This is a genomic window from Streptomyces sp. R28 (assembly GCF_041052385.1).
Classification (GTDB): domain Bacteria; phylum Actinomycetota; class Actinomycetes; order Streptomycetales; family Streptomycetaceae; genus Streptomyces.
In genome coordinates this window covers 5398243-5419537 of the sequence record NZ_CP163439.1, presented here as the reverse complement: position 1 = coordinate 5419537, position 21295 = coordinate 5398243, and the positions used below count along the sequence as shown (strand labels likewise).

General features: G+C 68.3%; 21 protein-coding genes and 1 tRNA gene. 9 read left to right on the top strand and 13 right to left on the bottom strand.

Annotation, left to right across the window (positions count from 1 at the left end):
• The 5 genes from AB5J49_RS24095 (at position 1) to AB5J49_RS24075 (ending at position 6363) form a co-directional block, all read left to right on the top strand.
• On the top strand, positions 1-1452 hold the full coding sequence (locus tag AB5J49_RS24095; protein WP_369170682.1) for an FtsW/RodA/SpoVE family cell cycle protein: 1452 nt from the start codon (positions 1-3) through the stop codon (positions 1450-1452).
• Complete coding sequence (locus AB5J49_RS24090) at positions 1449-2924, top strand: peptidoglycan D,D-transpeptidase FtsI family protein (RefSeq protein WP_369170681.1); 1476 nt, start codon at positions 1449-1451, stop codon at positions 2922-2924. The genes AB5J49_RS24095 and AB5J49_RS24090 overlap by 4 nt, the downstream gene beginning before the upstream one ends.
• 169 nt (positions 2925-3093) lie before the next feature.
• Positions 3094-5118 carry a Stk1 family PASTA domain-containing Ser/Thr kinase gene (gene pknB / locus AB5J49_RS24085; protein WP_369170680.1) on the top strand — a complete coding sequence of 675 codons (2025 nt, stop codon included), beginning with the start codon at positions 3094-3096 and terminating at the stop codon, positions 5116-5118.
• A gap of 280 nt (positions 5119-5398) precedes the next feature.
• Positions 5399-5848, top strand: a complete 450-nt coding sequence (locus tag AB5J49_RS24080) for a hypothetical protein (RefSeq protein ID WP_369170679.1) — start codon at positions 5399-5401, stop codon at positions 5846-5848.
• Positions 5833-6363 (top strand): restriction endonuclease, encoded by a 531-nt coding sequence (locus tag AB5J49_RS24075; RefSeq protein WP_369170678.1) that lies wholly within the window; start codon positions 5833-5835, stop codon positions 6361-6363. Before AB5J49_RS24080 ends, AB5J49_RS24075 begins: the two co-directional genes overlap by 16 nt.
• An 82-nt stretch (positions 6364-6445) precedes the next feature.
• On the opposite strand, the gene AB5J49_RS24070 is transcribed toward AB5J49_RS24075, so the two are convergent.
• From AB5J49_RS24070 to AB5J49_RS24045, 6 genes are read right to left on the bottom strand one after another with little or no spacing between them, the layout of a single operon-like run.
• Positions 6446-7213 (bottom strand): class E sortase, encoded by a 768-nt coding sequence (locus tag AB5J49_RS24070; protein WP_369170677.1) that lies wholly within the window; start codon positions 7211-7213, stop codon positions 6446-6448.
• 12 nt (positions 7214-7225) lie between these two features.
• A complete protein-coding gene (locus AB5J49_RS24065) occupies positions 7226-8605 on the bottom strand; it encodes a class E sortase (protein ID WP_369170676.1) in 1380 nt (459 codons plus the stop codon).
• Complete coding sequence (locus AB5J49_RS24060; RefSeq protein ID WP_369170675.1) at positions 8602-9240, bottom strand: aminodeoxychorismate/anthranilate synthase component II; 639 nt, start codon at positions 9238-9240, stop codon at positions 8602-8604. Before AB5J49_RS24060 ends, AB5J49_RS24065 begins: the two co-directional genes overlap by 4 nt.
• The gene (locus AB5J49_RS24055) at positions 9237-9398 is read right to left on the bottom strand and encodes a hypothetical protein (RefSeq protein ID WP_369170674.1); all 162 of its coding nucleotides are present in this window, start codon (positions 9396-9398) and stop codon (positions 9237-9239) included. Before AB5J49_RS24055 ends, AB5J49_RS24060 begins: the two co-directional genes overlap by 4 nt.
• A gap of 53 nt (positions 9399-9451) precedes the next feature.
• A complete protein-coding gene (locus AB5J49_RS24050) occupies positions 9452-10165 on the bottom strand; it encodes a class E sortase (protein ID WP_369170673.1) in 714 nt (237 codons plus the stop codon).
• A gap of 19 nt (positions 10166-10184) precedes the next feature.
• A complete protein-coding gene (locus AB5J49_RS24045; protein ID WP_369170672.1) occupies positions 10185-10967 on the bottom strand; it encodes a DUF881 domain-containing protein in 783 nt (260 codons plus the stop codon).
• Between the two features lie 141 nt (positions 10968-11108).
• Here AB5J49_RS24045 and crgA point away from each other — a divergent pair, with 141 nt between their 5' ends.
• A complete protein-coding gene (crgA, locus tag AB5J49_RS24040; RefSeq protein WP_062713132.1) occupies positions 11109-11363 on the top strand; it encodes a cell division protein CrgA in 255 nt (84 codons plus the stop codon).
• A 312-nt stretch (positions 11364-11675) separates the two neighbouring features.
• Here crgA and AB5J49_RS24035 read toward each other — a convergent pair whose 3' ends face one another.
• The gene (locus tag AB5J49_RS24035; protein ID WP_369170671.1) at positions 11676-12560 is read right to left on the bottom strand and encodes a rhomboid family intramembrane serine protease; all 885 of its coding nucleotides are present in this window, start codon (positions 12558-12560) and stop codon (positions 11676-11678) included.
• A gap of 103 nt (positions 12561-12663) precedes the next feature.
• Positions 12664-13197 (bottom strand): peptidylprolyl isomerase, encoded by a 534-nt coding sequence (locus AB5J49_RS24030; protein WP_369170670.1) that lies wholly within the window; start codon positions 13195-13197, stop codon positions 12664-12666.
• A 325-nt stretch (positions 13198-13522) separates the two neighbouring features.
• Here AB5J49_RS24030 and AB5J49_RS24025 point away from each other — a divergent pair, with 325 nt between their 5' ends.
• Positions 13523-14236 carry a DUF5324 family protein gene (locus tag AB5J49_RS24025; RefSeq protein WP_369170669.1) on the top strand — a complete coding sequence of 238 codons (714 nt, stop codon included), beginning with the start codon at positions 13523-13525 and terminating at the stop codon, positions 14234-14236.
• A gap of 152 nt (positions 14237-14388) precedes the next feature.
• Here AB5J49_RS24025 and AB5J49_RS24020 read toward each other — a convergent pair whose 3' ends face one another.
• The 4 genes from AB5J49_RS24020 to AB5J49_RS24005 form a co-directional block, all read right to left on the bottom strand.
• Positions 14389-15504, bottom strand: a complete 1116-nt coding sequence (locus AB5J49_RS24020) for a hypothetical protein (RefSeq protein ID WP_369170668.1) — start codon at positions 15502-15504, stop codon at positions 14389-14391.
• Entirely contained in the window at positions 15488-16114 is a 627-nt protein-coding gene (locus tag AB5J49_RS24015) for an RNA polymerase sigma factor (RefSeq protein WP_369170667.1), read from the bottom strand. Before AB5J49_RS24015 ends, AB5J49_RS24020 begins: the two co-directional genes overlap by 17 nt.
• Positions 16111-16290 (bottom strand): hypothetical protein, encoded by a 180-nt coding sequence (locus tag AB5J49_RS24010; protein WP_062707804.1) that lies wholly within the window; start codon positions 16288-16290, stop codon positions 16111-16113. The genes AB5J49_RS24015 and AB5J49_RS24010 overlap by 4 nt, the downstream gene beginning before the upstream one ends.
• Before the next feature lie 402 nt (positions 16291-16692).
• Positions 16693-16765, bottom strand: a tRNA-Ala gene (locus tag AB5J49_RS24005).
• 183 nt (positions 16766-16948) lie between these two features.
• On the opposite strand from AB5J49_RS24005, the gene AB5J49_RS24000 reads away from it, so the two are divergent.
• A complete protein-coding gene (locus tag AB5J49_RS24000) occupies positions 16949-17497 on the top strand; it encodes a helix-turn-helix domain-containing protein (protein ID WP_369170666.1) in 549 nt (182 codons plus the stop codon).
• Between the two features lie 339 nt (positions 17498-17836).
• Positions 17837-19582: a protein kinase gene (locus tag AB5J49_RS23995; RefSeq protein ID WP_369170665.1), complete on the top strand. Its 1746-nt coding sequence runs from the start codon at positions 17837-17839 to the stop codon at positions 19580-19582.
• Positions 19583-19729: 147 nt separating this feature from the next.
• Here the strand turns inward: AB5J49_RS23995 and AB5J49_RS23990 are convergent, their stop codons facing one another.
• The gene (locus AB5J49_RS23990) at positions 19730-21124 is read right to left on the bottom strand and encodes a hypothetical protein (protein ID WP_369170664.1); all 1395 of its coding nucleotides are present in this window, start codon (positions 21122-21124) and stop codon (positions 19730-19732) included.
• Between the last annotated feature and the right edge of the window lie 171 nt (positions 21125-21295).

The following is a 21295-nucleotide window of genomic DNA, read 5'->3' as shown; positions in this document are numbered from 1 at the left end:
ATGAGCAGTACTACGAACTCGCCGACGCATCACACGTCCACGATCGGCGCCATCGGCGCACCGAGCAGGCGCAACACCGAGCTCGCCCTGCTGGTGTTCGCGGTCGTCATCCCGGTGTTCGCCTACGCCAACGTGGGGTTGGCGATCAATGACGAGGTGCCGGCCGGGCTGCTCGGCTACGGCTTGGGCCTCGGCCTGCTGGCCGGCGTGGCCCATCTCGCCGTACGGAAGTTCGCGCCCTACGCGGACCCGCTGCTGCTGCCGCTGGCGACACTGCTGAACGGACTGGGGCTGGTGGCCATCTGGCGGCTGGACCAGTCGAAGCTGCTGCAGCAGATCGGGCAGGCCGGCGGCAAGGCGACCAACCAGCTGATCTACACGGCCATGGGAATCGCCCTCTTCATCGCCGTGCTGGTCTTCCTCAAGGACCACCGCACCCTGCAGCGCTACACCTACATCTCCATGGCCGGGGCGCTGTTCCTGCTGCTGCTCCCACTCGTGCCGGGCCTCGGCGCCGACATCACCTACGGCGCCAAGATCTGGATCCAGGTCGGCAGCTTCACCATCCAGCCCGGCGAGTTCGCCAAGATCGTCCTGGCGATCTTCTTCGCCGGCTACCTCATGGTGAAGCGCGACGCCCTCGCCCTCGCCAGCCGCCGTTTCATGGGCCTGTACCTGCCCCGCGGCCGCGACCTCGGCCCGATCATCGTCGTCTGGATGATCTCGATCCTCATCCTGGTCTTCGAGACCGACCTCGGTACGTCGCTGCTGTTCTTCGGAATGTTCGTCATCATGCTGTACGTCGCCACCGAGCGCACCAGCTGGATCGTCTTCGGTCTGCTGATGTCCGCGGTCGGCGCCGTCGGCGTCGCCAGCTTCGAACCGCACGTCAAGACACGTGTCCAGGCCTGGCTCGACCCGATGCGCGAGTACACGCTCAGCCAGGAGGGAGTCAGAGACGGCGTCGTCCACTCCGAGCAGGCCATGCAGGCCCTGTGGGCCTTCGGCTCCGGTGGCACCCTCGGCACCGGCTGGGGCCAGGGCCACTCCGAGCTCATCCGCTTCGCCGCCAACTCCGACTTCATCCTCGCCACCTTCGGCGAGGAGCTCGGCCTGGCCGGCGTCATGGCGATCCTGCTGATCTACGGCCTGATCGTGGAGCGCGGCGTGCGCACCGCCCTCGCCGCCCGCGACCCCTTCGGCAAGCTCCTCGCCGTCGGCCTCTCCGGCGCCTTCGCGCTCCAGGTCTTCGTCGTCGCCGGCGGTGTGATGGGTCTGATCCCGCTGACCGGTATGACGATGCCGTTCCTGGCGTACGGCGGTTCGTCGGTCATCGCCAACTGGGCGCTCATCGGCGTACTCATCCGCATCAGCGACACCGCCCGCCGTCCGGCGCCCGCCCCCGCCCCCAATCCCGACGCTGAGATGACCCAGGTGGTCCGCCCGTCATGAACAAGCCCCTGCGCCGGATCGCGATCTTCTGCGGCCTCCTCGTCCTCGCCCTGCTCATCCGGGACAACTGGCTGCAGTACGTCAAGGCCGACAGCCTGAGGGAGGACCCCAAGAACCGGCGGGTCCTCATCGCCCGCTACGCCACGCCCCGCGGCGACATAATCGTCGGCGGCAACCCGATCACCGGGCACACCGAGACCACGTCGGGCGACTTCAAGTTCAAGCGCACGTACAAGAACGGCGCCATGTGGGCGCCCGTCACCGGCTTCGTCTCGCAGGCCTACGGCGCCAACCAGCTGGAGTCCATCGAGGACGGCATCCTCAGCGGCACCGACGACCGGCTCTTCTTCCGCAACACCCTCGACATGATCACGGGGAAGGAGAAGGAGGGCGGCAACGTCGTCACCACCCTCAACGCCGCCGCGCAGAAGGCCGCGTACAACGGCCTGAAGAACCAGGGCGGCAAGGGCGCCGTCGCCGCCATCGAGCCGTCCACCGGCAAGATCCTGGCGCTGGCCTCTTTCCCGTCGTACGACCCCTCCACGATCGCCGGCGGCAGCACCTCCGACGAAGAGGCCTGGAAGAAGCTCCAGAAGAAGAACAACCCCGCCGACCCGATGCTCAACCGGGCCCTGCGCGAGGTCTACCCGCCCGGCTCGACCTTCAAGGTCGTCACCGCGGCCGCGGCGCTGGAGAACGGGCTGTACAAGTCCGCGGACGAGAAGACGAACTCGCCGGACCCGTGGATCATGAAGGGCACCACCACCAAGCTGCCGAACGAGGGCACCATCCCCTGCGAGAACGCCACGCTGCGGGTCGCCCTGCGGTGGTCCTGCAACACCGTCTTCGGCAAGATCGGCTCCGACCTCGGCAACGACACGATGCTGGAGGAAGCCAAGAAGTTCGGCTTCACCGAGGAGCAGTTCACGCCGACCCGCACCAGCGCGTCCGTCTTCTCCGACGACATGAACCCCTCACAGACCGCGCTGTCCTCCATCGGCCAGTTCAACACCGCCGCCACCCCCCTGCAGATGGCCATGGTCGCCTCGGCCGTCGCCAACGACGGCACGCTGATGAAGCCGTACATGGTCGACGAGGTCCAGACGCACAACCTCGACCCGCTCGAGAAGACCAGCCCCGAGGAGATGAGCAAGCCGCTGTCCGCGGAGAACGCCCAGATCCTGCAGTCGATGATGGAGACGGTCGTCGAGGACGGCACCGGCAAGAACGCCCGGATCCCGGGCATCAAGGTGGGCGGCAAGACCGGTACCGCCCAGCACGGTGTCGAGAACAGCGAGAACCCGTACGCGTGGTTCATCTCCTACGCCAAGCTCGACGACGGCAGCTCGCCGGTGGCCGTGGCCGTGGTGGTCGAGGACGACGAGGCGGTACGCGACGACATCTCCGGCGGCGGCCTCGCGGCCCCCATCGCCAAAAGCGTCATGGAGGCGGTCATCGGCAACAAGAAGTGACCCCGCTCACGCCCCCTTCACATCGGTGCACGTTGCGATACCGGTCCTGTATCGGGTTACGAGCTTGACCAGGTCACACAAGATGAGCCGGGTACCGTATGCCCGGACGGACCACCGTCACACCCACAAGGGTGAGGGCGGGACCGACGGAGAGGGCTGGTAGGTAGCTATGGAAGAGCCGCGTCGCCTCGGCGGCCGGTACGAACTGGGCCAGGTGCTCGGTCGTGGTGGCATGGCGGAGGTCTACCTCGCGCATGACACCCGCCTCGGCCGCACCGTGGCGGTGAAGACGCTGCGAGCAGACCTCGCGCGCGACCCGTCCTTCCAGGCCCGGTTCCGCCGGGAGGCCCAGTCGGCCGCCTCGCTCAACCATCCCGCGATCGTCGCGGTCTACGACACGGGCGAGGACTACATCGACAACGTGTCGATCCCGTACATCGTCATGGAGTACGTGGACGGCTCGACACTGCGTGAGCTTCTCCACAGCGGCCGCAAGCTGCTGCCGGAGCGCGCCATGGAGATGACGATCGGCATCCTCCAGGGCCTCGAGTACGCCCACCGAAGCGGCATCGTCCACCGCGACATCAAGCCCGCGAACGTCATGCTGACGCGCAACGGCCAGGTCAAGGTGATGGACTTCGGCATCGCCCGCGCCATGGGCGACTCCGGCATGACGATGACCCAGACCGCGGCCGTCATCGGCACCGCCCAGTACCTCTCGCCGGAGCAGGCGAAAGGCGAGCAGGTGGATGCCCGCTCGGACCTGTACTCGACGGGCTGTCTGCTCTACGAGCTCCTGACGGTCCGCCCGCCGTTCGTGGGCGACTCCCCGGTCGCCGTCGCGTACCAGCACGTACGCGAAGAGCCGCAGGCCCCGTCCGTCTTCGACCCCGAGATCACGCCCGAGATGGACGCGATCGTGTTGAAGGCCCTGACCAAGGACCCCGACTACCGCTACCAGTCGGCCGACGAGATGCGCGCCGACATCGAGGCCTGCCTCGACGGCCAGCCGGTCGCGGCGACCGCGGCCATGGGCTCCGTCGGCTACGGCGGCTACCCCGACGACCAGCCGACCACGGCCCTGCGCGCCACGGACGCCGGCGCCACGTCGATGCTGCCGCCCATGAACCCCGACGACGGCGGCTACGGCTACGACGACCGCGTCGACCGACGCCGCCAGAAGAAGTCCAACACCTCGACGATCCTGCTGGCCGTCGCGGCTGTACTGGTCCTCGTGGGCGCGATCCTCATCGGCAAGTGGGTGTTCGACGGCAAAGGCGCGAGCAACAGCAGCGTGCCCGTGCCGAACCTCGTCGGCGAGAGCCAGGGCAACGCCCAGGATCTGCTCGTCAACAGTGACCTCAAACTGGGGAAGGTCACCAAGCAGGCGTGCGAAGACCAGCCCGTGGGCAAGGTCTGCGACCAGGACCCCGATGCCAAGACCACGGTCGACAAGAACTCCACGGTCAACATCGTGGTGTCGACCGGTGCGCCCAAGCTGACTGTGCCGGACGTCACAGGGCTGACCTTCGACAAGGCGAAGGCCCAGCTCGAGGACAAGGGCTTCCTGGTCGAGCAGAAGACCGAGGAGTCCGACCGGACTCCAGGCGTCGTCATCAATCAGGACCCGAACGGTGACACGGAGCAGGAAAAGGGCTCGACGATCACCCTCACCGTCGCCAAGGAGGAGGAGAAGGCCACCGTGCCGGACGTCCTCGGCAAGTCCTGTGACGAGGCGAAGGCGCAGATGACGGCCAATGACCTGGTCGGCAACTGCGTCGAGGCGGAGACCCAGGACCCGAACCAGGTCGGCAAGGTCATCGCGATCTCTCCGCAGGCCGGCACCCAGGCCAACAAGAACGACACGGTGACCCTTCAGATCGGCAAGCAGGCACAGCAGAAGACGCCGGTGCCGAATGTCGTGGGTCAGACAGTGGGCCAGGCCAAGCAGACTCTGCAGGCAGCCGGCTTCACGAACATCCAGTTCGCCAACGGAAGCGACCAGAGCGACACCGCCTTCGTCACCGACCAGGACCCGAAGGCCAACCAACAGGCCGACGACCCGGCGAACACCCAGGTCACGCTGACCACCCTGAGTTTCGGCAACAACGGCGGAAACAACGGCGGGGGCGGCAACAACGACGGCCAGATCTTCGGCGGCGTGACCGGAACGTCCGCCCGCACGGAGGACTGACCCCGGCATACACGGCTGAGCCCCGGCACCCTGAGCAGGGTGCCGGGGCTCAGCCGTGTCCGGCGCCGTGACCAGTCGGTCGCAGGACAGCCGTTCCTCCGTCGATCGTGTATTCGCATTTCACGACTCGTTGATCGGGTGGGGTGGGGAGTCACAGCTCTGCCCGGCCATACGGCCACACCGCGAACGGAAGGGCAGAACATGATCGACCAATCGGCACTGCTGGAGTCGAAGAGCCTGCGCGACAGCGTGCTGGAACGAACCGACGTGCTCGACAGGGGTGAAGGCACTGTCACTGCTGCCGGACGGGATGCATGTGACGACCGCGATGGTGGCGGTGTACTTCGAGGTCGCCGAGACGGTCATCAACAACCTGCTCAGCCGCCACCGACAGGAACTGGAGTCCAACGGCCTGCGCGTGCTGCGCGGTGCTGACCTGCGTGAATTTCAGGAACTCAATGTGAGTTCCACTTCCGGAGGCGGTTATCCACAGCGACGCTCCAGCCTGGCCGTCTGGTCACGCCGAGCCGTCCTCAACGTCGCCATGCTGCTCCGCGACAGCGAAGTCGCACGTCAGGTGCGTGTGTACCTCCTCGACATGGAGTACGCGGCCCGCACACAGCCTGTGGAAAACCCGGCCCCCACCGACGTCGTCCCCCTCGACGACCGCATCGACCAACGCATCACTCAGATCTCGGCAAGACCGTCGTCCCCATGTTCAACACCCTGATCGCCACCGCCGGCGAACACCGCCGCGAACTCATCGAGCTCCGCGAGGACATCCAGAACGTCGAACGCAAACTGTGCTGGCACCACCGCCGAATCAGCATCCTGGAAGGGGATACTCCGACCGACCAGGTCCGGGCCTCCATCGCGGCCATGACCTGGCAGACCTTCGAGCGCCACGTCGCCGACCTGCTGCGCCGGGACGGCTGCACGGACGTCGTCGTACGACAGGCCCGCACCGACCGGGGCATCGACATCACCGGACGCGCGGCCGACGGCCGTAGCGTGGCTGTCCAGTGCAAGAACCGGACCGGTCGCGTATCCGTCCCAAGTGCCGAGATACAGAAGTTCGCCGGAGCGGCACGCGCGATCGGCCAGGTCGATATCGCGCTCTCCGTCGCCACCTGCAATTTCAGCAGCGAGGCACAAGCGATCGCCGACCTGAGCGGAGTCATCACCGTGAACCGCGACGAATTGGAGGCGTGGAGCGCAGGAGCGCGTCTCAAAGCGCTGCGATAGGCATCACATGCGAAAGGCCCGAAGCCGCAAAGGTTGGTTGCGGCTTCGGGCCAGCTCATATTAGGCGTGACACCACGTCACGCTAACGCAGCTCCTCCGGCAACGTCCGCTCCTCATCCACCTTCTCCACCCGCTCCAGCTCACCCCACACCACGTACCGGTCCCGGCTCGTGTACACCGGTGTGCACGTCGTCAGCGTGATGTAGTGGCCCGCCTTCGTCTTACCCGACTCCTTCGGGACGGCGGACAGGACCTTGACGTTGTACTTGGAGGTCTCGGGGAGGACGGCGTAGACCTTGTAGACGTACCACTTGTCCTTCGTCTCGAAGACGATCGGGTCGCCCTTCTCGATCTTGTGGATGTTGTGGAACTTCGCGCCGTGACCGTCGCGGTGAGCGGCGAGGGAGAAGTTGCCCTTCTTGCCCGAGGTCGGAAGGGCCGCCTTGACCGGGTCGGTGTAGTAGCCGGCGACGCCGTCGTTGAGGATCTTCGACGTCGTGCCCTTCTCGACCAGGATCTCGCCCTTGCTCATCGCGGGCACATGCAGGAAGCCGATGCCGTTCTTGGAGTCGTACTCGGCCGGACGGCCGGAGCTCTCTTCCTGGTGGGCCCATATGTCACGGACCTGGTCGGCCTGCTTGTCCGCCGCACGGTCGGCGAGGACGTTCGTCCACCACAGGGAGTAGACGACGAACAGGCCCAGCACCAGGCCCGCCGTGATGAGGAGTTCCCCGAACACGCTGACCGCCATCGCGATCCGCCCCATGCCACGGCGGCGAGCCCGCCGGCGCGGGGACTCGGTCGCGGCGGTGCGCTCCGCGTGATCGGTGTCGTCGGTGGTCGCTGCCACGTTCATCTGCCCTTAACTGACGAGCGCATCCGGCTTGCCCTTGCTGCGCGGCCGTTCCTCGACCATCTTGCCCCAGACGATCAACCGGTACCTGCTGGTGAACTCCGGCGTGCACGTGGTGAGCGTGATGTAACGGCCCACCTTGGTGAAACCCGAGCCCCGCGGAACCGGATCCAGCACGCTCACATTGCTCGGCGACGTCACCGGCAGGATCGACGCCATCTTGTACACGAAGTACTTGTCCTGCGTCTCCACGACGATCTCATCGCCCGGCGTCAGCCGGTTGATGTACCGGAACGGTTCACCATGCGTATTGCGATGCCCGGCCAACCCGAAGTTGCCGGTCTTGGCATCCGGCATCGCCGTCTTCAGCTTGCCCTCGCCGTAGTGACCGACCATGCCCCGGTCGAGCACCTTCTTGTTACTGACGCCCTCCGCTATCGGGACGACGACGTCCAACTTCGGGATGTGCAGGATGGCGAAACCCTGCCCCGGCTCGAAGGTCCCCGGGTTCCGCTTGCCGCTCGCCCAGTCGTCCTGGAGGCTGCTCGCCTCCTGGTCCGCCTGCGCATGCGCCCGCACGTTCGTCCACCACAGCTGGTAGCTCACGAACAGCAGCATCAGCACACCGGTGGTGATGAACACCTCACCGATCGCCCGGCTGGCAAGGACGCCAGGACTGGGCCTGCGCGCCCGCGCCTGCCTACGGGCCTCCACGCGCGAGAGGGGAGCCTGCGAGGCCTCCGAACCGCTCTCGGCGGCCTCGACGACCTCCGACTCCTGACGAACGCCTCCATGACGCCCGTGACGCCGCTTGGCGGCCTTCCTCCGGGCCGCACGGCCGCCCGTAGAGGTTCCCGTGGCCGAGGAGGCGGAAGAGGCGGCAGAAGCCGATATGGACTCGCCGGCCGTCGGATCCGCTATCCGCAGCGCCACGGTCTCGTCGTCGGGCGGGGGTATGTACGGCTCCACGTAGGGCTCCACATGCGGTTCCAGCGGCTCCACATGCGGTTCCACATACGGCTCTTGGGACGCGAGAGCCCGCTCGGCACCGTAACCACCATCAGCGCCATACCCGTCGGCGCCATACCCGTCGGCGCCATACCCGTCGCTGCCGTAGCCCTGAGCCCCGGATCCCGCGATACCGGACGTCGCTGCGCCGGATCCCCCAGTGCCGTGGCCCTCGCCGCCGTAGCCATCAGCGCCATATCCCGCGGCGCCCTGCCCCTGCGCGACGTAGCCCTCCCCGCCGTACCACTCCCCAAGCGCACCGGACTCCTCGTACGGCTGCTGCCCGTACGAGGTGCCCTGGTCGCCGGCGCCGCCGTAGGAGTCCGTGAAGGACTCCCCGTACGCGGCGCCGGACTCGCGCTCGGGGCGCAGCGCGGTCACGCCGTGGCCCTGCCCACCACCGGGGCGAGCCCCGCCGACCTCGCCACCGCACCCTGGTCGCCGCACTCCACCAGCCAGTTGGCCAGCATCCGGTGCCCGTGCTCGGTCAACACCGACTCAGGGTGGAACTGCACACCCTCGACCCGCAGTTCACGATGCCGGAGGCCCATGATGATGCCGTCGTGCGTACGCGCGGTCACCTCCAGCTCGGCCGGCACCGTCTCCGGCTCGGCCGCGAGGGAGTGGTAGCGGGTCGCCGTGAAGGGCGTCGGCAGGCCCGCGAAGACGCCCTTGCCCTCATGCTCGACCAGCGAGGTCTTGCCGTGCAGCAACTCCGGCGCACGGTCCACCACACCGCCGTACGCCACCTGCATCGACTGCATACCGAGACACACGCCGAAGACCGGCACCCCCGTCGCGGCACAGTGGCGCACCATCTCGATGCAGACCCCGGCCTCCTCCGGCGTACCCGGACCCGGCGACAGCAGCACACCGTCGAAGCCGTCCTGGGCGTGCGCCGTCGACACCTCGTCGTTGCGCAGCACCTCGCACTCGGCACCCAGCTGGTACAGGTACTGGACCAGGTTGAAGACGAAGCTGTCGTAGTTGTCGACGACGAGAATGCGCGCGCTCACTGGTTGTCCACCGTCACATCGTTGAAGGGCAGCAGCGGTTCGGCCCACGGGAAGACGAAGTTGAACAGGACGTAGACCACGGCCACGACCAGAGCGAGCGAGATCAGCGCCCTCACCCACGCATTCCCCGGCAGATGCCGCCAGATCCAGCCGTACATGCCGTCCCTTCCGTCGCACCACGGCACCAGACTCACGCCGTACCGCCAACAGACTAACGGCGCAACGCCCCCGGTTTCCCGGCCTCCACAGGCTGGGTGGAATCCAGGTGCGCCCACACGATCAGCCGGTGGCTGTGCCCCCACTCCGGATCACACGTGGTCAGGGTCAGATAGCGGCCCTCACGCGTATACCCCGACTTACGTGGCACAGGGTCGATCACCTCAATGTCCGTAGGAAGGGTTTTGTAGGGGCCTTTGTCGATCCGATACGTGAACCAAGTCGTCCCGTCCGTCAGCACCACCGCGTCGCCTGGGCGCAGCCTGGGGAAGTCCTTGAAGGGATCGCCGTACGTACGCCGGTGGCCGGCCACCGAGAAGTTGCCCTTCTGCCCGAGCTGGGCGGTGTTCGCGTAGTGACCGAGCCCCTTCTTGAGAGTCCTGGTGGCGGTGCCTTCGAGAACCGGCTTGTTCCACGTGAAACCAAGACGCGGGATGTACATGATCGCGAAAGGCCTGTCCGCGGTGTACGGGACGGGCTTCGGCAGACTCGCCTGCGAACTCTCACTCGGACTCACGGTGCTGCCGGGTGCCGCGGCCGACGGACGCACCGCCCCGTGCGCCCACTGCTCCTGTAACTGATCGATCTGATCGGCCATGACGTTGTCGGCCTTCACGCCCGTCCAGAACAGCACATAGACGACGAACAGAACGATCACCGTGCCGACCGTGATGCACAGCTCGCTGACGGTCCTGACGACAACACGCACCGGCAGCTCCAGAGAAGGCTCACTCCACGGGCTTGGCGTACTGCAGATCCACTGTGCCCGAGTAGCCCGGAAGAGTCACCGTCCCGTCCTCGGTGACTTTCCAGCCGAGACCGTAGACATTGACGTACACCATGTAGTTCTGGATCGCCGGCGAAGCCGCGAGCGCCTTCTGCATCCCCTCCGGATCACCAACCGCCGTGATCTTGTACGGCGGCGAATAGACCCGGCCCTGAAGGATCAGGGTGTTGCCCACACAGCGCACCGCACTGGTGGAGATCAGCCGCTGATCCATGACCTTGATGCCCTTGGCACCGCTCTGCCACAGCGCGTTGACCACGGCCTGGAGATCCTGCTGATGAATCACCAGGTAATCCGGCTGCGGCTCCGGATAACCCGGCAGCTTGGCCGTCGCGTCCGGCGGCGCGTCATTGAGCGTGACCGTGATCGCCTCGCCCGTCAGCTTCTGCGTCCCCGCGCGCTGCTCCAGCGCCGCCAGCTTGTCGTCCTCGGCCTTGGTACTGCCGTCGTCCCGCTCGGCCAGCGCCTCCACATCGTCCCGCAGAGCCGCGTTCGACTCGTTGAGCTGACCGTTCTCGTGGCTGCGCTCCTGAATGAGGTCCGAAAGCTTCAGCAGCGAGGCGTCCGTACGGATATCGGTGCCTTTGGCCGTATTGAAGCTGGTGAAGAAAATGAGCCCCGCGAGAGCGAAGACAGCCGCGGTCAGCGCCCGTACCGGCCGGAAGCGGAAGCGGCGGCGGACAGGGCTGGATCCTGACCCGGGGGAGTCGGCAGAATTGCTCAACGTACCCTTATCTCCTTCGGCGCCGCGGAAGCACTACGCTAACGGACGCCCGGGGGAGCAATCAGAGTCCCCTTGTACGCTGCCCCGAGCCAGCCACAGTTCCCTGCGCGGCCACGCAGCGCATCGACAGGAGAGACCCTCGTGCCGAAGTCACGTATCCGCAAGAAGGCCGACTACACGCCGCCGCCGTCGAAGCAGGCGACCGCCATCAAACTGAACAGCCGTGCATGGGTAGCGCCCGTGATGCTGGCCATGTTCCTCATCGGCCTCGCCTGGATCGTCGTCTTCTATGTGACCGACGGTTCACTGCCCCTCGACGCGCTGGGCAACTGGAACATCGTGGTGGGCTTCGGCTTCATCGCCGCCGGATTCGGCGTCTCCACCCAGTGGAAGTAGCGGTCGAAACGGCAGTCGAAGCGGCCGCCACTTCGCGGTGAACACAGCTCTGCCCAGGACTATCCGCTAAGTTATCCACAGCCGTTTTCCACAGTGTGCAAAAGAAAGACGATCTGTGGATAACCCGTCGGCCGTTGACGCCGGTGTGACGGAACTACCGGTCAACCCTGTCGACCGAAAACTTGTTCGCCCCCTGCCTGACCTGCAGAAACACGGGTCAGTGACAGGGGGCACAGTTGTTCCCGCACAATGTGCACAAGATCCGCCACCCGCTGTGGACAACAGCGGGGCTCACGTGGATGAAGGCCGCGCTCAGGTGAGCTGCAGCGTCCTCAGCACGGTCATCAGGATGACGACGGCCAGGACCAGCGCGCAGGTGCCGTACTGGACCATCGTTCGGCGCTGACGCGGGGCGTGGACCATGGCGTAGCCGATGACGACGCCGGCGACGAGGCCGCCGATGTGGGCCTGCCAGGCGATGTTGTTCCAGCCGAAGGTGAGGATCAGGTTGATCACCAGCAGGGCCATGATCGGCCGCATGTCGTACTGGAGCCGGCGCATGAGGACGGCAGTGGCCCCGAAGAGGCCGAAGATGGCGCCGGAGGCGCCGAGCGAGGCGCTGGTCGGGGCGGCCAGGAGGTAGGTGAGGGCGCTGCCCGCGAGGCCTGAGCAGAAGTAGAGCGCGAGGTAGCGGGCGCGGCCGAGGGCGGCTTCGAGGGGGCCGCCGAGCCACCACAGGCTGAGCATGTTGAAGGCGATGTGCCAGATGGCCTCGTGCGTGAACATCGAGGTCACCAGGCGCCACCACTCGCCTTCGGCGACGCCTTCGGTGGGGATGAAGGGGGCGGGTGGCCAGGTGCCGATGAGGACGAGGTGGTTCAGGAGTGAGGTGCTGGTCTGGACGGCGATGAAGACCGCGAGGTTGATCCCGATGAGGATCTTGGTGAGGAGGCGGGGGTCGGCGGTGACGGTGCCGCCGGCGATGGTGCGGGGGCGGGCGGCGTCGGGGGCGTGTCCGGTGCCGGAGCCGCCGCGGACGCAGTCGGGGCATTGGAAGCCGACGGAGGCGCTGACCATGCAGTCAGGGCAGATCGGGCGGTCGCAGCGGGTGCACCGGATGCCGGTCTCGCGGTCCGGGTGGCGGTAGCAGACGGGCAGGCTCTGGGCGTCCTGCGGGCTGCCTGCCGGCTGGTCCATGAGGTCCCCTAGGTCGTCGTGCGCGATGCACGTCCTCAATGCATCGCCCCGCTCATCCTTACGGACGAGCGGGGCGTTTGGTTCCCTGTGGGAGGTGTCGGACTCAGCCTTCGCGGGTCTCGACGACGACCGATTCGATGACGATGTCGCTGAGCGGGCGGTCGGTGCGGGGGTTGGTCTGGACGGTTGCGATGGCGTCGATGACCTTCTGGCTGGCGGGGTCGGTGACCTCGCCGAAGATGGTGTGCTTGCGGTTCAGCCAGGTCGTCGGGGAGACGGTGAGGAAGAACTGCGAGCCGTTGGTGCCCGGGCCGGCGTTGGCCATGGCGAGCAGGTACGGCCTGTCGAAGCGGAGGTCCGGGTGGAACTCGTCCTGGAACTGGTAGCCGGGGCCGCCGGTGCCGTTGCCGAGCGGGTCGCCGCCCTGGATCATGAAGCCGCTGATGACGCGGTGGAAGACCGTGCCGTCGTAGAGCTTGGCGGCGGACTTCTCACCGGTGGTGGGGTTCGTCCACTCTCGTTCGCCCGTGGCGAGCTCGACGAAGTTCTTGACCGTGATCGGCGCGTGGTTCGGGAGGAGCCGGACCTGGATGTCGCCGTGGTTGGTCTTCAGGGTGGCGTAAAGCTGCTCGGCCACGATCTGCCTTCCGTTGTCTTCTTGTGACCCCCGATCCTTGCACGGACGGCGGCGGCAGTCCCCCGGCGGTCGTTCATCGGCACACGACGGGGGCGATCCCTTGCAGAAATCTGCGCGAGTAGCCCCGGGACGGGGCGCGCGGGGCGGGGATCCGTGGCATTGTCGACGACAAGCTCCCGTTGCCCCGTATTGATCCGCTATTGCACTCGATCGACTCCATCCGCACCCATATGCCTGCCTTTACATGCTGCGAAGCGGTCGGGGAGGCATGATCCGTAAAAGGGTGGAGAGTCGAAATACGTACGCCACCGAGGAGGAGGATCCCGTGACCCGCATCGATAGCGTGCGCGCCGCGACCGGCTCGGCGAAGGACAGCGTGCTGCACGCCGCGGAAGTGGTGGCGCCCTACGCCGACACCGCCAAGGACAGGGCCTCGCACTACGCGCATGAGGCACGCGTACGGCTCGCGCCGAAGGTGTCGCAAGCCACCGAGCAGGCCCGCGCGCAAGCCCTGATGCAGTACGGCGCGTATGTCGCGCCGCGTCTGGAGCAGGCACGTTCGCATGTGCCGTCGAAGGTCGACCTGGCCGCTCATGAGGCGGCCGCCCGTACGCGCAAGGCGGCTCGGCAGGCCGCCGACTATTCCCGGCCGAGGATCGAGCAGGCGGTGGCCGCGGCCGCGCCCGTCAGGGGCGAGGCCGCTGCGCGCGGTGCCGCCGCGCTGGCCGCGCTGCGCGGTCAGGTCTCGCCGAAGGAGATCGAGAAGCTGGTCCGCAAGCATCAGCGGCGCGCCAAGGCCGGCCGCGTCGCGAAGGTGCTGGCACTTGCCGGTGCTCTCGCTGGTTCCGCGTTCGCCGCCTGGAAGTGGTGGGACAAGCAGGCCAACCCGGACTGGTTGGTCGAGCCTCCTGCCGCGACCGAGGTGCCGGAGTCGAGCCCTCTCGCTTCGGTGGACGGCAGCGGCAAGTCCGTTCTCGATCCTGAGGTCGAGGCGAAGGAGGCCGAGGAGGAGGCTGCCCGGCGCGACGAGGGCCGGTGAGCTGAGGGCCGGTGACGGCCGACGTATCGAACTGCGCCGTGGGGCGGGGGACTTGAGGGTCCTTCGCCCCACGGCGATGTTTCACGTGGAACATCGGCCGCGCCGGCGGGCACGCCCGGTCGATCAGCCGACCCGGCCCGGCCCGGCCCGTTTCACGTGGAACGGCGGCCGTGTTTCATGTGGAACGCCGGTCGCCCGGTGCCGGTCGAGCTCTCGGCCGTGTCGTGAGCGGGGTTCCGAGCATGGTTGCGCGCAGGGTCGTGGGCGCGTGGGCGGGATGGCAGGGGGGCGAGCTTGTGGCTGCGCCGCGGAGTGTCCTGGGCCGTCGGCACGGGCGTGGCGAGGGCGCGTATGCGGTCGGTGAAGTCGGGGTCGGGCAGGGGGAGGTCCAGGTCGTCGTCGACGTAGGCGACGGCGGCGGGGATGTAGTGCAGGACTGCGTTGACCGGGTCGGGGACGGGCGAGGTGTCGGGCTTGAGGGCGCGCAGGACGCGCAGGGTGGTGCTGATCTCGTCCTGAGGCTCGTGTTCTGGGCCTGGGCCTGAGTCGTCGATGCGGAGGGTGGCGTCGGCCGCGACGGTGTTCTGGTCGTGGGGGTTCTCGACTTGGGGGGTGTCGCCTTGGAGGTCTGCGCCGTGGGGGCCCTCGCCTTGGAGGCCGTCACCCTGGGGGTCCTCGCCTTGGAGGTCCGCGATGCCGGGCTGGACGCTGCGGGTGTACCGGGCGTGCTGTGTCTGCCACCAGTCGGCGACGCCGTGCTCGCCAAGGGCCCGGTGGTGCAGGTAGAGGCAGTAGCTGGCGGCGGTGTCGCCGGCGCCGGCGGCGTACTGCCACCACATGCGGGCCGACTCCTCCCGTGCGCAGAGCTGGAGCATGCAGCCGAGAACGCGGGCGCCGGGGGGTTCGGGCAGTGCTCGGGCGAGGAATTCCTCGAGGTCTGTGAGGGCGTCGGTGTGGGTGATGACCGTCTCGCAGAGGGTTTGCAGGTCGTCGGCGGCGGAGCGTTCGTCTGTCGGCGGGGCCTGGCCCGGCGGGGCTGGTGTGGCCGACAGGGCTGGTGGGACTGGTGGGGCTGACGGGGTTTGTCCGCGCGTGGCGTGGGCCGGGGGCGGCCCGGGGGTGGCGCGTGCCGGGGTCGGGCCGGTGGCATCCGGGCGGGCGGCGGCACGTGTGGACAGGCGCGCGGCCGCCGCGTCTATGGCTGCTTGGGGGTAGGGCCGGCGGTGGAGGCGGGCCCGGGCGAGCAGGTCGTCAATGGGCGATGTCATCGGCTTTCCCTTCCTCGGCGTGCCCTTCCTCTACGTGCCCTTCCTCGTCCGTACGGGGTTGCGTGAGGTTCTGCTTCACGCCGTACGCGTGCTGGAGGCGCCGTTTGGCGTGGCGGACGGTGGAGCGCACGCCGGCCGGGGTGATGCCGAGGGCGGCCGCTATCTCGACCGCGCTGTAGCCGAGCCCGAAGTGCAGGAAGGCGACGTCCATCTGACGCGGCGGCAGTTGTTCGATCTCCGCGTAGAGGTTGAGGCTTTCCTCGAGCTGGCTGATGGGGTCCACGGCGTGGGTCAGCGCCACGGTGTCGAAGGCCTCGCCCATGAGTGCCGGGCGGCGGTCGCGGGTCCGTGAGTGGTCGATGGTGCTGTTTCTGATGACCCGCCAGGCGTACGCGGTGGGGTTCTCCTTGGACAGCACGGTGCTCCATGCCTTGAGCAGCTGCTCGAAGGCGGCGTCCACCGCTTCCTCGGCGTCGTGCCAGTTGCCCAGTCGGGACTTGGCCCAGTTGACGTACAGCGGCCGGTACATCTGGTGGAAGGCCTCGAAGTCCGGCGGCAGCTTTTTCATGCGCGGGGCGCGGGAGGCTTGGCTCGGCAGGTCCTGACTCATGCCTGCCCCTCGTGGTGTGCGTCCTTGGCTCCCTCGCCGAGGTCGCGCCGCATCTCGCTGATGCCCGCCCGTACGCCGGCCGCAGCGAGCCGGCGCAGCAGTACGACCGCGTCGCGGCCGAACACCCGTAGGGCGAGCGCCGCCAGGATCACCTCGCCGGCAATGTCCATCGTCACTGTGCTGTTGTGCCTTCCTGGTGTCAGGCGAGGCCTGTCAGCACCCCCGGTGGCCTCGGGACGGCGTGTGTTTACGCCCTCCGCCCACGATGACGTTTGCAACGGCCTGTGTGTGCAAGTCCCGCACAGATTTTCTTAACGGAGCGCGTCCTTCTGATTACCCGCTCGCATTCACGCCTGCTCACGCAAGGCCTCCGCCCCGGAGCGCGCCACCCTGGCGCCACGTCGGCCACCTGCGCAACCACTCTGCGGGCTGTACGCACCTCATGAATTTGCGCAAACATCTGCAACGTCACCCTCACCTGTCACGTGATGCACGTCACTCGGGAAGCAGCTCTGCCGGAGCCCACGGAATACAAAAACCGGCCAGAGGCCACGAGGGCGTCTGACCGGTCCGAGGTGTGGAGCCTAGGGGAGTCGAACCCCTGACATCTGCCATGCAAAGACAGCGCTCTACCAACTGAGCTAAGGCCCCGGAAGAGGAGCATCCAACCGGAAGAACCTCCTACCGGCGGGCGCCGCAGACCAGAGTACCGGGTCGCGCCCCGTATCTCGCAAAAAGATTGGGGGTCCCGATGAACGACCACTCTCCGTAAGATGCTCGGCGTGGTTCGCTACAGCGAACCACGGTTTTTTGGGGAAGCGATGGGGAGACGCAATGGACGCCGCACAGCAGGAAGCGACCGCGAGAGCGCGGGAACTGCAGCGGAACTGGTACGGGGAGCCGCTGGGGGCGCTCTTCCGTAAGCTCATCGACGATCTTGGTCTCAACCAGGCTCGTCTCGCGGGGGTACTGGGACTGTCCGCACCGATGCTGTCGCAGCTGATGAGCGGCCAGCGGGCGAAGATCGGCAATCCCGCCGTGGTCCAGCGGGTGCAGCTGCTGCAGGACCTGGCGGGGCAGGTCGCGGACGGCAGCGTGAGCGCGGCCGAGGCCACCGACCGCATGGATGAGATCAAGAAGTCGCAGGGGGGCTCGGTGCTCAGCAACACGACGCAGACGACGAGCAGTTCGGGGGCGCCCACGGTCAAGCGGGTGGTCCGCGAGATCCAGTCCCTGCTGCGCTCGGTGGCCGCCGCGGGGGACATCATCGATGCCGCGGACACTCTCGCCCCCACCCACCCGGAGCTGGCAGAGTTCCTCCGGGTGTACGGCGCCGGCCGCACCTCCGACGCGGTCGCGCACTACCAGTCCCACCAGAGCTGACGCCGAGGCCCGGTCGCCGAAGGGGGTTCGGCAGCCGGGCCGACGGCCAGGTTCTGAGCGGTCATGGGCAGGCCGAGCGGTTCACCGGCGCGGCCACGCGGGGGTCTGGCCGCTCATGGCGGGATCACGACGGGGTGTGTCTCGCACCACCGGCACGGCAAGGGCCTCAAGGGCCGCCTACGGGAAGGGCGCGAGGGACAGTCGGCAACGGGGCCCGCGGAGGGTTCACGAAGGGGCGGCGGGGGAGTCCGCACAAGGAGGGGACAGCGAGGGGAGTCGTATCGCTCGTCGAGGGGGAAGCAAGGGGGGTAACCGAAGGGGGAGGAGCGACGCACAACCATGGGTGAGGTCTTCGCCGGCCGGTACGAACTGGTCGACCCGATCGGACGCGGAGGCGTCGGCGCCGTCTGGCGCGCCTGGGACCACCGCCGCCGCCGGTACGTGGCCGCCAAGGTCCTGCAGCAGAGCGACGCGCACTCGCTGCTGCGGTTCGTCCGCGAGCAAGCCCTCCGGATCGATCACCCCCATGTGCTCGCGCCCGCCAGCTGGGCCGCCGACGACGACAAGGTCCTGTTCACCATGGACCTGGTGGCCGGCGGTTCGCTGGTCCATCTCATCGGGGACTACGGCCCCTTGCCGCCGTCCTTCGTCTGCACGCTCCTCGACCAGCTCCTCGCAGGGCTGGCCGCCGTGCACGCCGAGGGCGTCGTCCACCGCGACATCAAGCCCGCCAACCTGCTCCTCGAGGCCACCGGCACCGCTCGCCCGCGACTGCGCCTGTCCGACTTCGGCATCGCCATGCGGCTGGGCGAACCCCGCCTGACCGAGACCAACCTCGTGGTGGGAACGCCCGGTTACCTCGCGCCAGAGCAACTCATGGGCTCGGAACCGGACTTCCCCGCCGATCTGTTCGCCGTAGGGCTGGTCGCGTTGTATCTGCTGGAGGGCGCCAAGCCGGACACCAAGGCGCTCGTCCAGTACTTCGCCGCGCACGGAACACCCGGTGCGCCCAAGGGGATTCCCGAACCGCTCTGGCAGGTCGTGGCCTCGTTGCTGCAGCCGGATCCGCTGGCGCGGTTCCGCACGGCCACGGGGGCACGCAAGGCCCTCGCCTCGGCCGCCGAGCTCCTGCCGGAACCGGGCCCCGACGACGAGCTGATCGAGATCTTCGACCAACTCGGGCCGCTGCCGCCGGGGTTCGAGGAGAGCGGGCCCCTCAAACCGGCGCCAGGAGTCGGCAGGGGCAGGGATGGCTCCCGGCAGTTCGGCACGGGCACCGCGGGTGCGGGCGTCACCGGCTCTGTACCGACGGGCACCGGCTCCGTACCGACAGGCCCCGGATCCATGGCGACCGGCACCGGCACCGGCACCGGGTCCGCACCGCAGGGCACTGGGTCCGGGACGGCCGGCGGAAACGGCTCGGGCTCCGTACCGAGCGATCCACGCCAGGGCGTGGCCGGACCGGCCCCGGCCTGGGAGGACGCGGCGTCCCACTCCACGCCCGGCCCCCACACACCCCGCCCCGGATCCCAACCGCCCGCGACCCCGGAGCCGTCCACCCCTTCGCAGCCCGGCGACAAGGACGCTCCTCTCACCATGTCGGACACCGGCAGCTTCCACCTGCCACCGCCTCAGGCCACAGGCTCCTCCCCGACTCAAACGCCCCCACCACAGCCGTACCCGGCACAGACACCAGGCCAGGCACAGGCACAGAGCCAGAGACAGGCGGGCCAGGCACACCAGGGCACGCAGCATCACTCTGCTCACGTCTCCCCCTACGACAACACGCACGTCCTGTCCTCCCCTCACCCACACGCACCCCAGTACCCGGCTCAGCCTCCGACGCCGGCGCAGCACCAACGCGTCGATGCCTCTACTGCTTCGTACACCGCTCAGAGCCCGCAGGTTCCACCTTCGGAACTCCCCATTCGGCAGCCGCGCCGCCGCGGCGGCCACCGCGCCACCCGTCGCGCCTCCCACGGCCTCGCACGACGGCCTGGTCCACCCGCCAAGGTGACAGTCCCGCTCCTGCTGCTGGCGCTGGCCTGCTACGCCGTGGGTTTCTGGGCGCTGGCCCGCATCTGAGCTCACTGGCGGCGGCGAAGACCCCAGACCCCCGAGGCTGGCCGAGTGCCCGATTCAGCGCCCCTGCCAACGCCCTGAGCCAGCGCTCCGAGTCAGCACGCCCCCGAACCCGATCCCCCGCACCCTCCTGGCCCGGCCCTCACGCCCCTACCAGGCCCCAACCCTCCGCCGAACCACCACAGCCCACACCCCCAGCACCACCAGCACCAAGGTCCCCGCACCGATCCCGCTCACCGCGAGCACGGTCATCGCAGCGCCACCGCCGTCCCCGGCCCCACCCCCGGCTCCGAACGCGCCCCCCGCACCCGCCCACTGATCGTCTTCCGCCACCTGGAAGACACCCCCAGGTTCCGACTCCCCCGCATAACCGGGCCCGGCCTGTGCCGCACCCCACACCCGCACGCGCAACGTCAGCTGGAGCGGCCCGTCGCCGTACTGCTCGGCCACGTCGGCCGCGAGGTGCACCACGAGGTAGTAGGAACCGGCGAACCGCACGCCTTTGAACCGCTTGGGAACGGCGTACCGGTTCTCGTACGCGACCGGCGGCAGTGGATCGAGCTCGACGGCCTTCTGGTTGCCGTTGTAGCTGGTGCTCGCGTCGTCGACGAAGCCGCGCACGGGGTTGTAGAGCGAGAGGTTCAGGGCGCCGGGCACAGAGCCGTCGCGGCCGTTCGAGCTGCCCAGTTCGGCGGTGGCGTACAACTGTCGGCCCCAGTCGAGCGGGACCCTGTAGAAGAGCGTCCGGCCGGGGTTGAGGTCGGAGTTCCAGACGCCCTGCCCGACGGATGCCGCCGAGGCGAATCCGGAGCCGCCGTCGCGACGCACGTCCTCGCCGGTGAGGGGCTCCGGTGAGGCGGAGTTCCAGCCGTCGGGGGCGCTCGTGGCGTCGGTCTTTTTCAGGCGCGGCTCCGAGGTGGCGAAGAGCTCCAGGTCCCAGGTGTCCGGGGCGGAATTCGCCGTACCGACACGCTCGACGATCACGTAGTAGGTGCCCGCGCCCTCGCAGCGAGGCCGGTTGGAGGAGACCTCGCGGGCGGCCCACACCGCGATCGGGCGTGGGGTGTGCGCGATGCCGAAGGTCTTGGTGTCGAAGGAGCAGTCGCTGCCGTCGGCGTCCTGCACGGACACCTTGATGCCGTCGCTCGCGGAGACAGTGCTGCCGGCGGCGGGGATGGCCATCGCCGAGACGTACGCGTCGGAGGTGGCGTCGAGGTCGAGGCGGTAGTGGCTCTTCGCACCGCTCGGCAGGGAGCTCTTGTACGTCGTGCCGGGCGTGAGGGGCGCGGCGTCCGCGGTGCTCGTCGCGCCGATGATGGGCCGGGCGTCCGGCGCGAAGGCGTAAGGGCCCGGCGTTCCGGCCGCGAGCGCGGACCGGCCCGGCAGGGCAGCCGTCGTACACAACAGCAGCGCGGCTACGACGGCCCCACGCGCGCGTGCCGAGCGATGACCGCGCCTCACCCTCGCGCGACGCCACCGCGCCGTACGCCGCCGCCCCATCGCACGCCACCCCTCGTCGTCACCGGACCACCGACCGTCGCCCATCCTGCCCAGCCGGGCCGCTCGTCACCCGCGTAATCCGTACGACCGTCCGAAACGCCCGGCTCTAAGACGTGCGCGCCGCTCCCGCAACTCGAAGCCACGGCACCGCGCGAGACGGCGAAGACACTGCGAGCGTGTGGCGAACACCTGGCGGACACACAAAACCCCGACCGC

Bases quoted from the DNA above. Each gene is read 5' to 3' on its own strand.
- AB5J49_RS23995 (WP_369170665.1), top strand. From the start codon at position 17,837: ATGGGTGAGGTCTTCGCCGGCCGGTACGAACTGGTCGACCCGATCGGA.
- AB5J49_RS24090 (WP_369170681.1), top strand. From the start codon at position 1,449: ATGAACAAGCCCCTGCGCCGGATCGCGATCTTCTGCGGCCTCCTCGTC.
- AB5J49_RS24075 (WP_369170678.1), top strand. From the start codon at position 5,833: ATGTTCAACACCCTGATCGCCACCGCCGGCGAACACCGCCGCGAACTC.
- AB5J49_RS24055 (WP_369170674.1), bottom strand. From the start codon at position 9,398: ATGTACGGCTGGATCTGGCGGCATCTGCCGGGGAATGCGTGGGTGAGG.
- AB5J49_RS24020 (WP_369170668.1), bottom strand. From the start codon at position 15,504: ATGACATCGCCCATTGACGACCTGCTCGCCCGGGCCCGCCTCCACCGC.
- pknB (WP_369170680.1), top strand. From the start codon at position 3,094: ATGGAAGAGCCGCGTCGCCTCGGCGGCCGGTACGAACTGGGCCAGGTG.
- AB5J49_RS23990 (WP_369170664.1), bottom strand. From the start codon at position 21,124: ATGGGCGACGGTCGGTGGTCCGGTGACGACGAGGGGTGGCGTGCGATG.
- AB5J49_RS24015 (WP_369170667.1), bottom strand. From the start codon at position 16,114: ATGAGTCAGGACCTGCCGAGCCAAGCCTCCCGCGCCCCGCGCATGAAA.
- AB5J49_RS24035 (WP_369170671.1), bottom strand. From the start codon at position 12,560: ATGGACCAGCCGGCAGGCAGCCCGCAGGACGCCCAGAGCCTGCCCGTC.
- AB5J49_RS24000 (WP_369170666.1), top strand. From the start codon at position 16,949: ATGGACGCCGCACAGCAGGAAGCGACCGCGAGAGCGCGGGAACTGCAG.
- AB5J49_RS24095 (WP_369170682.1), top strand. From the start codon at position 1: ATGAGCAGTACTACGAACTCGCCGACGCATCACACGTCCACGATCGGC.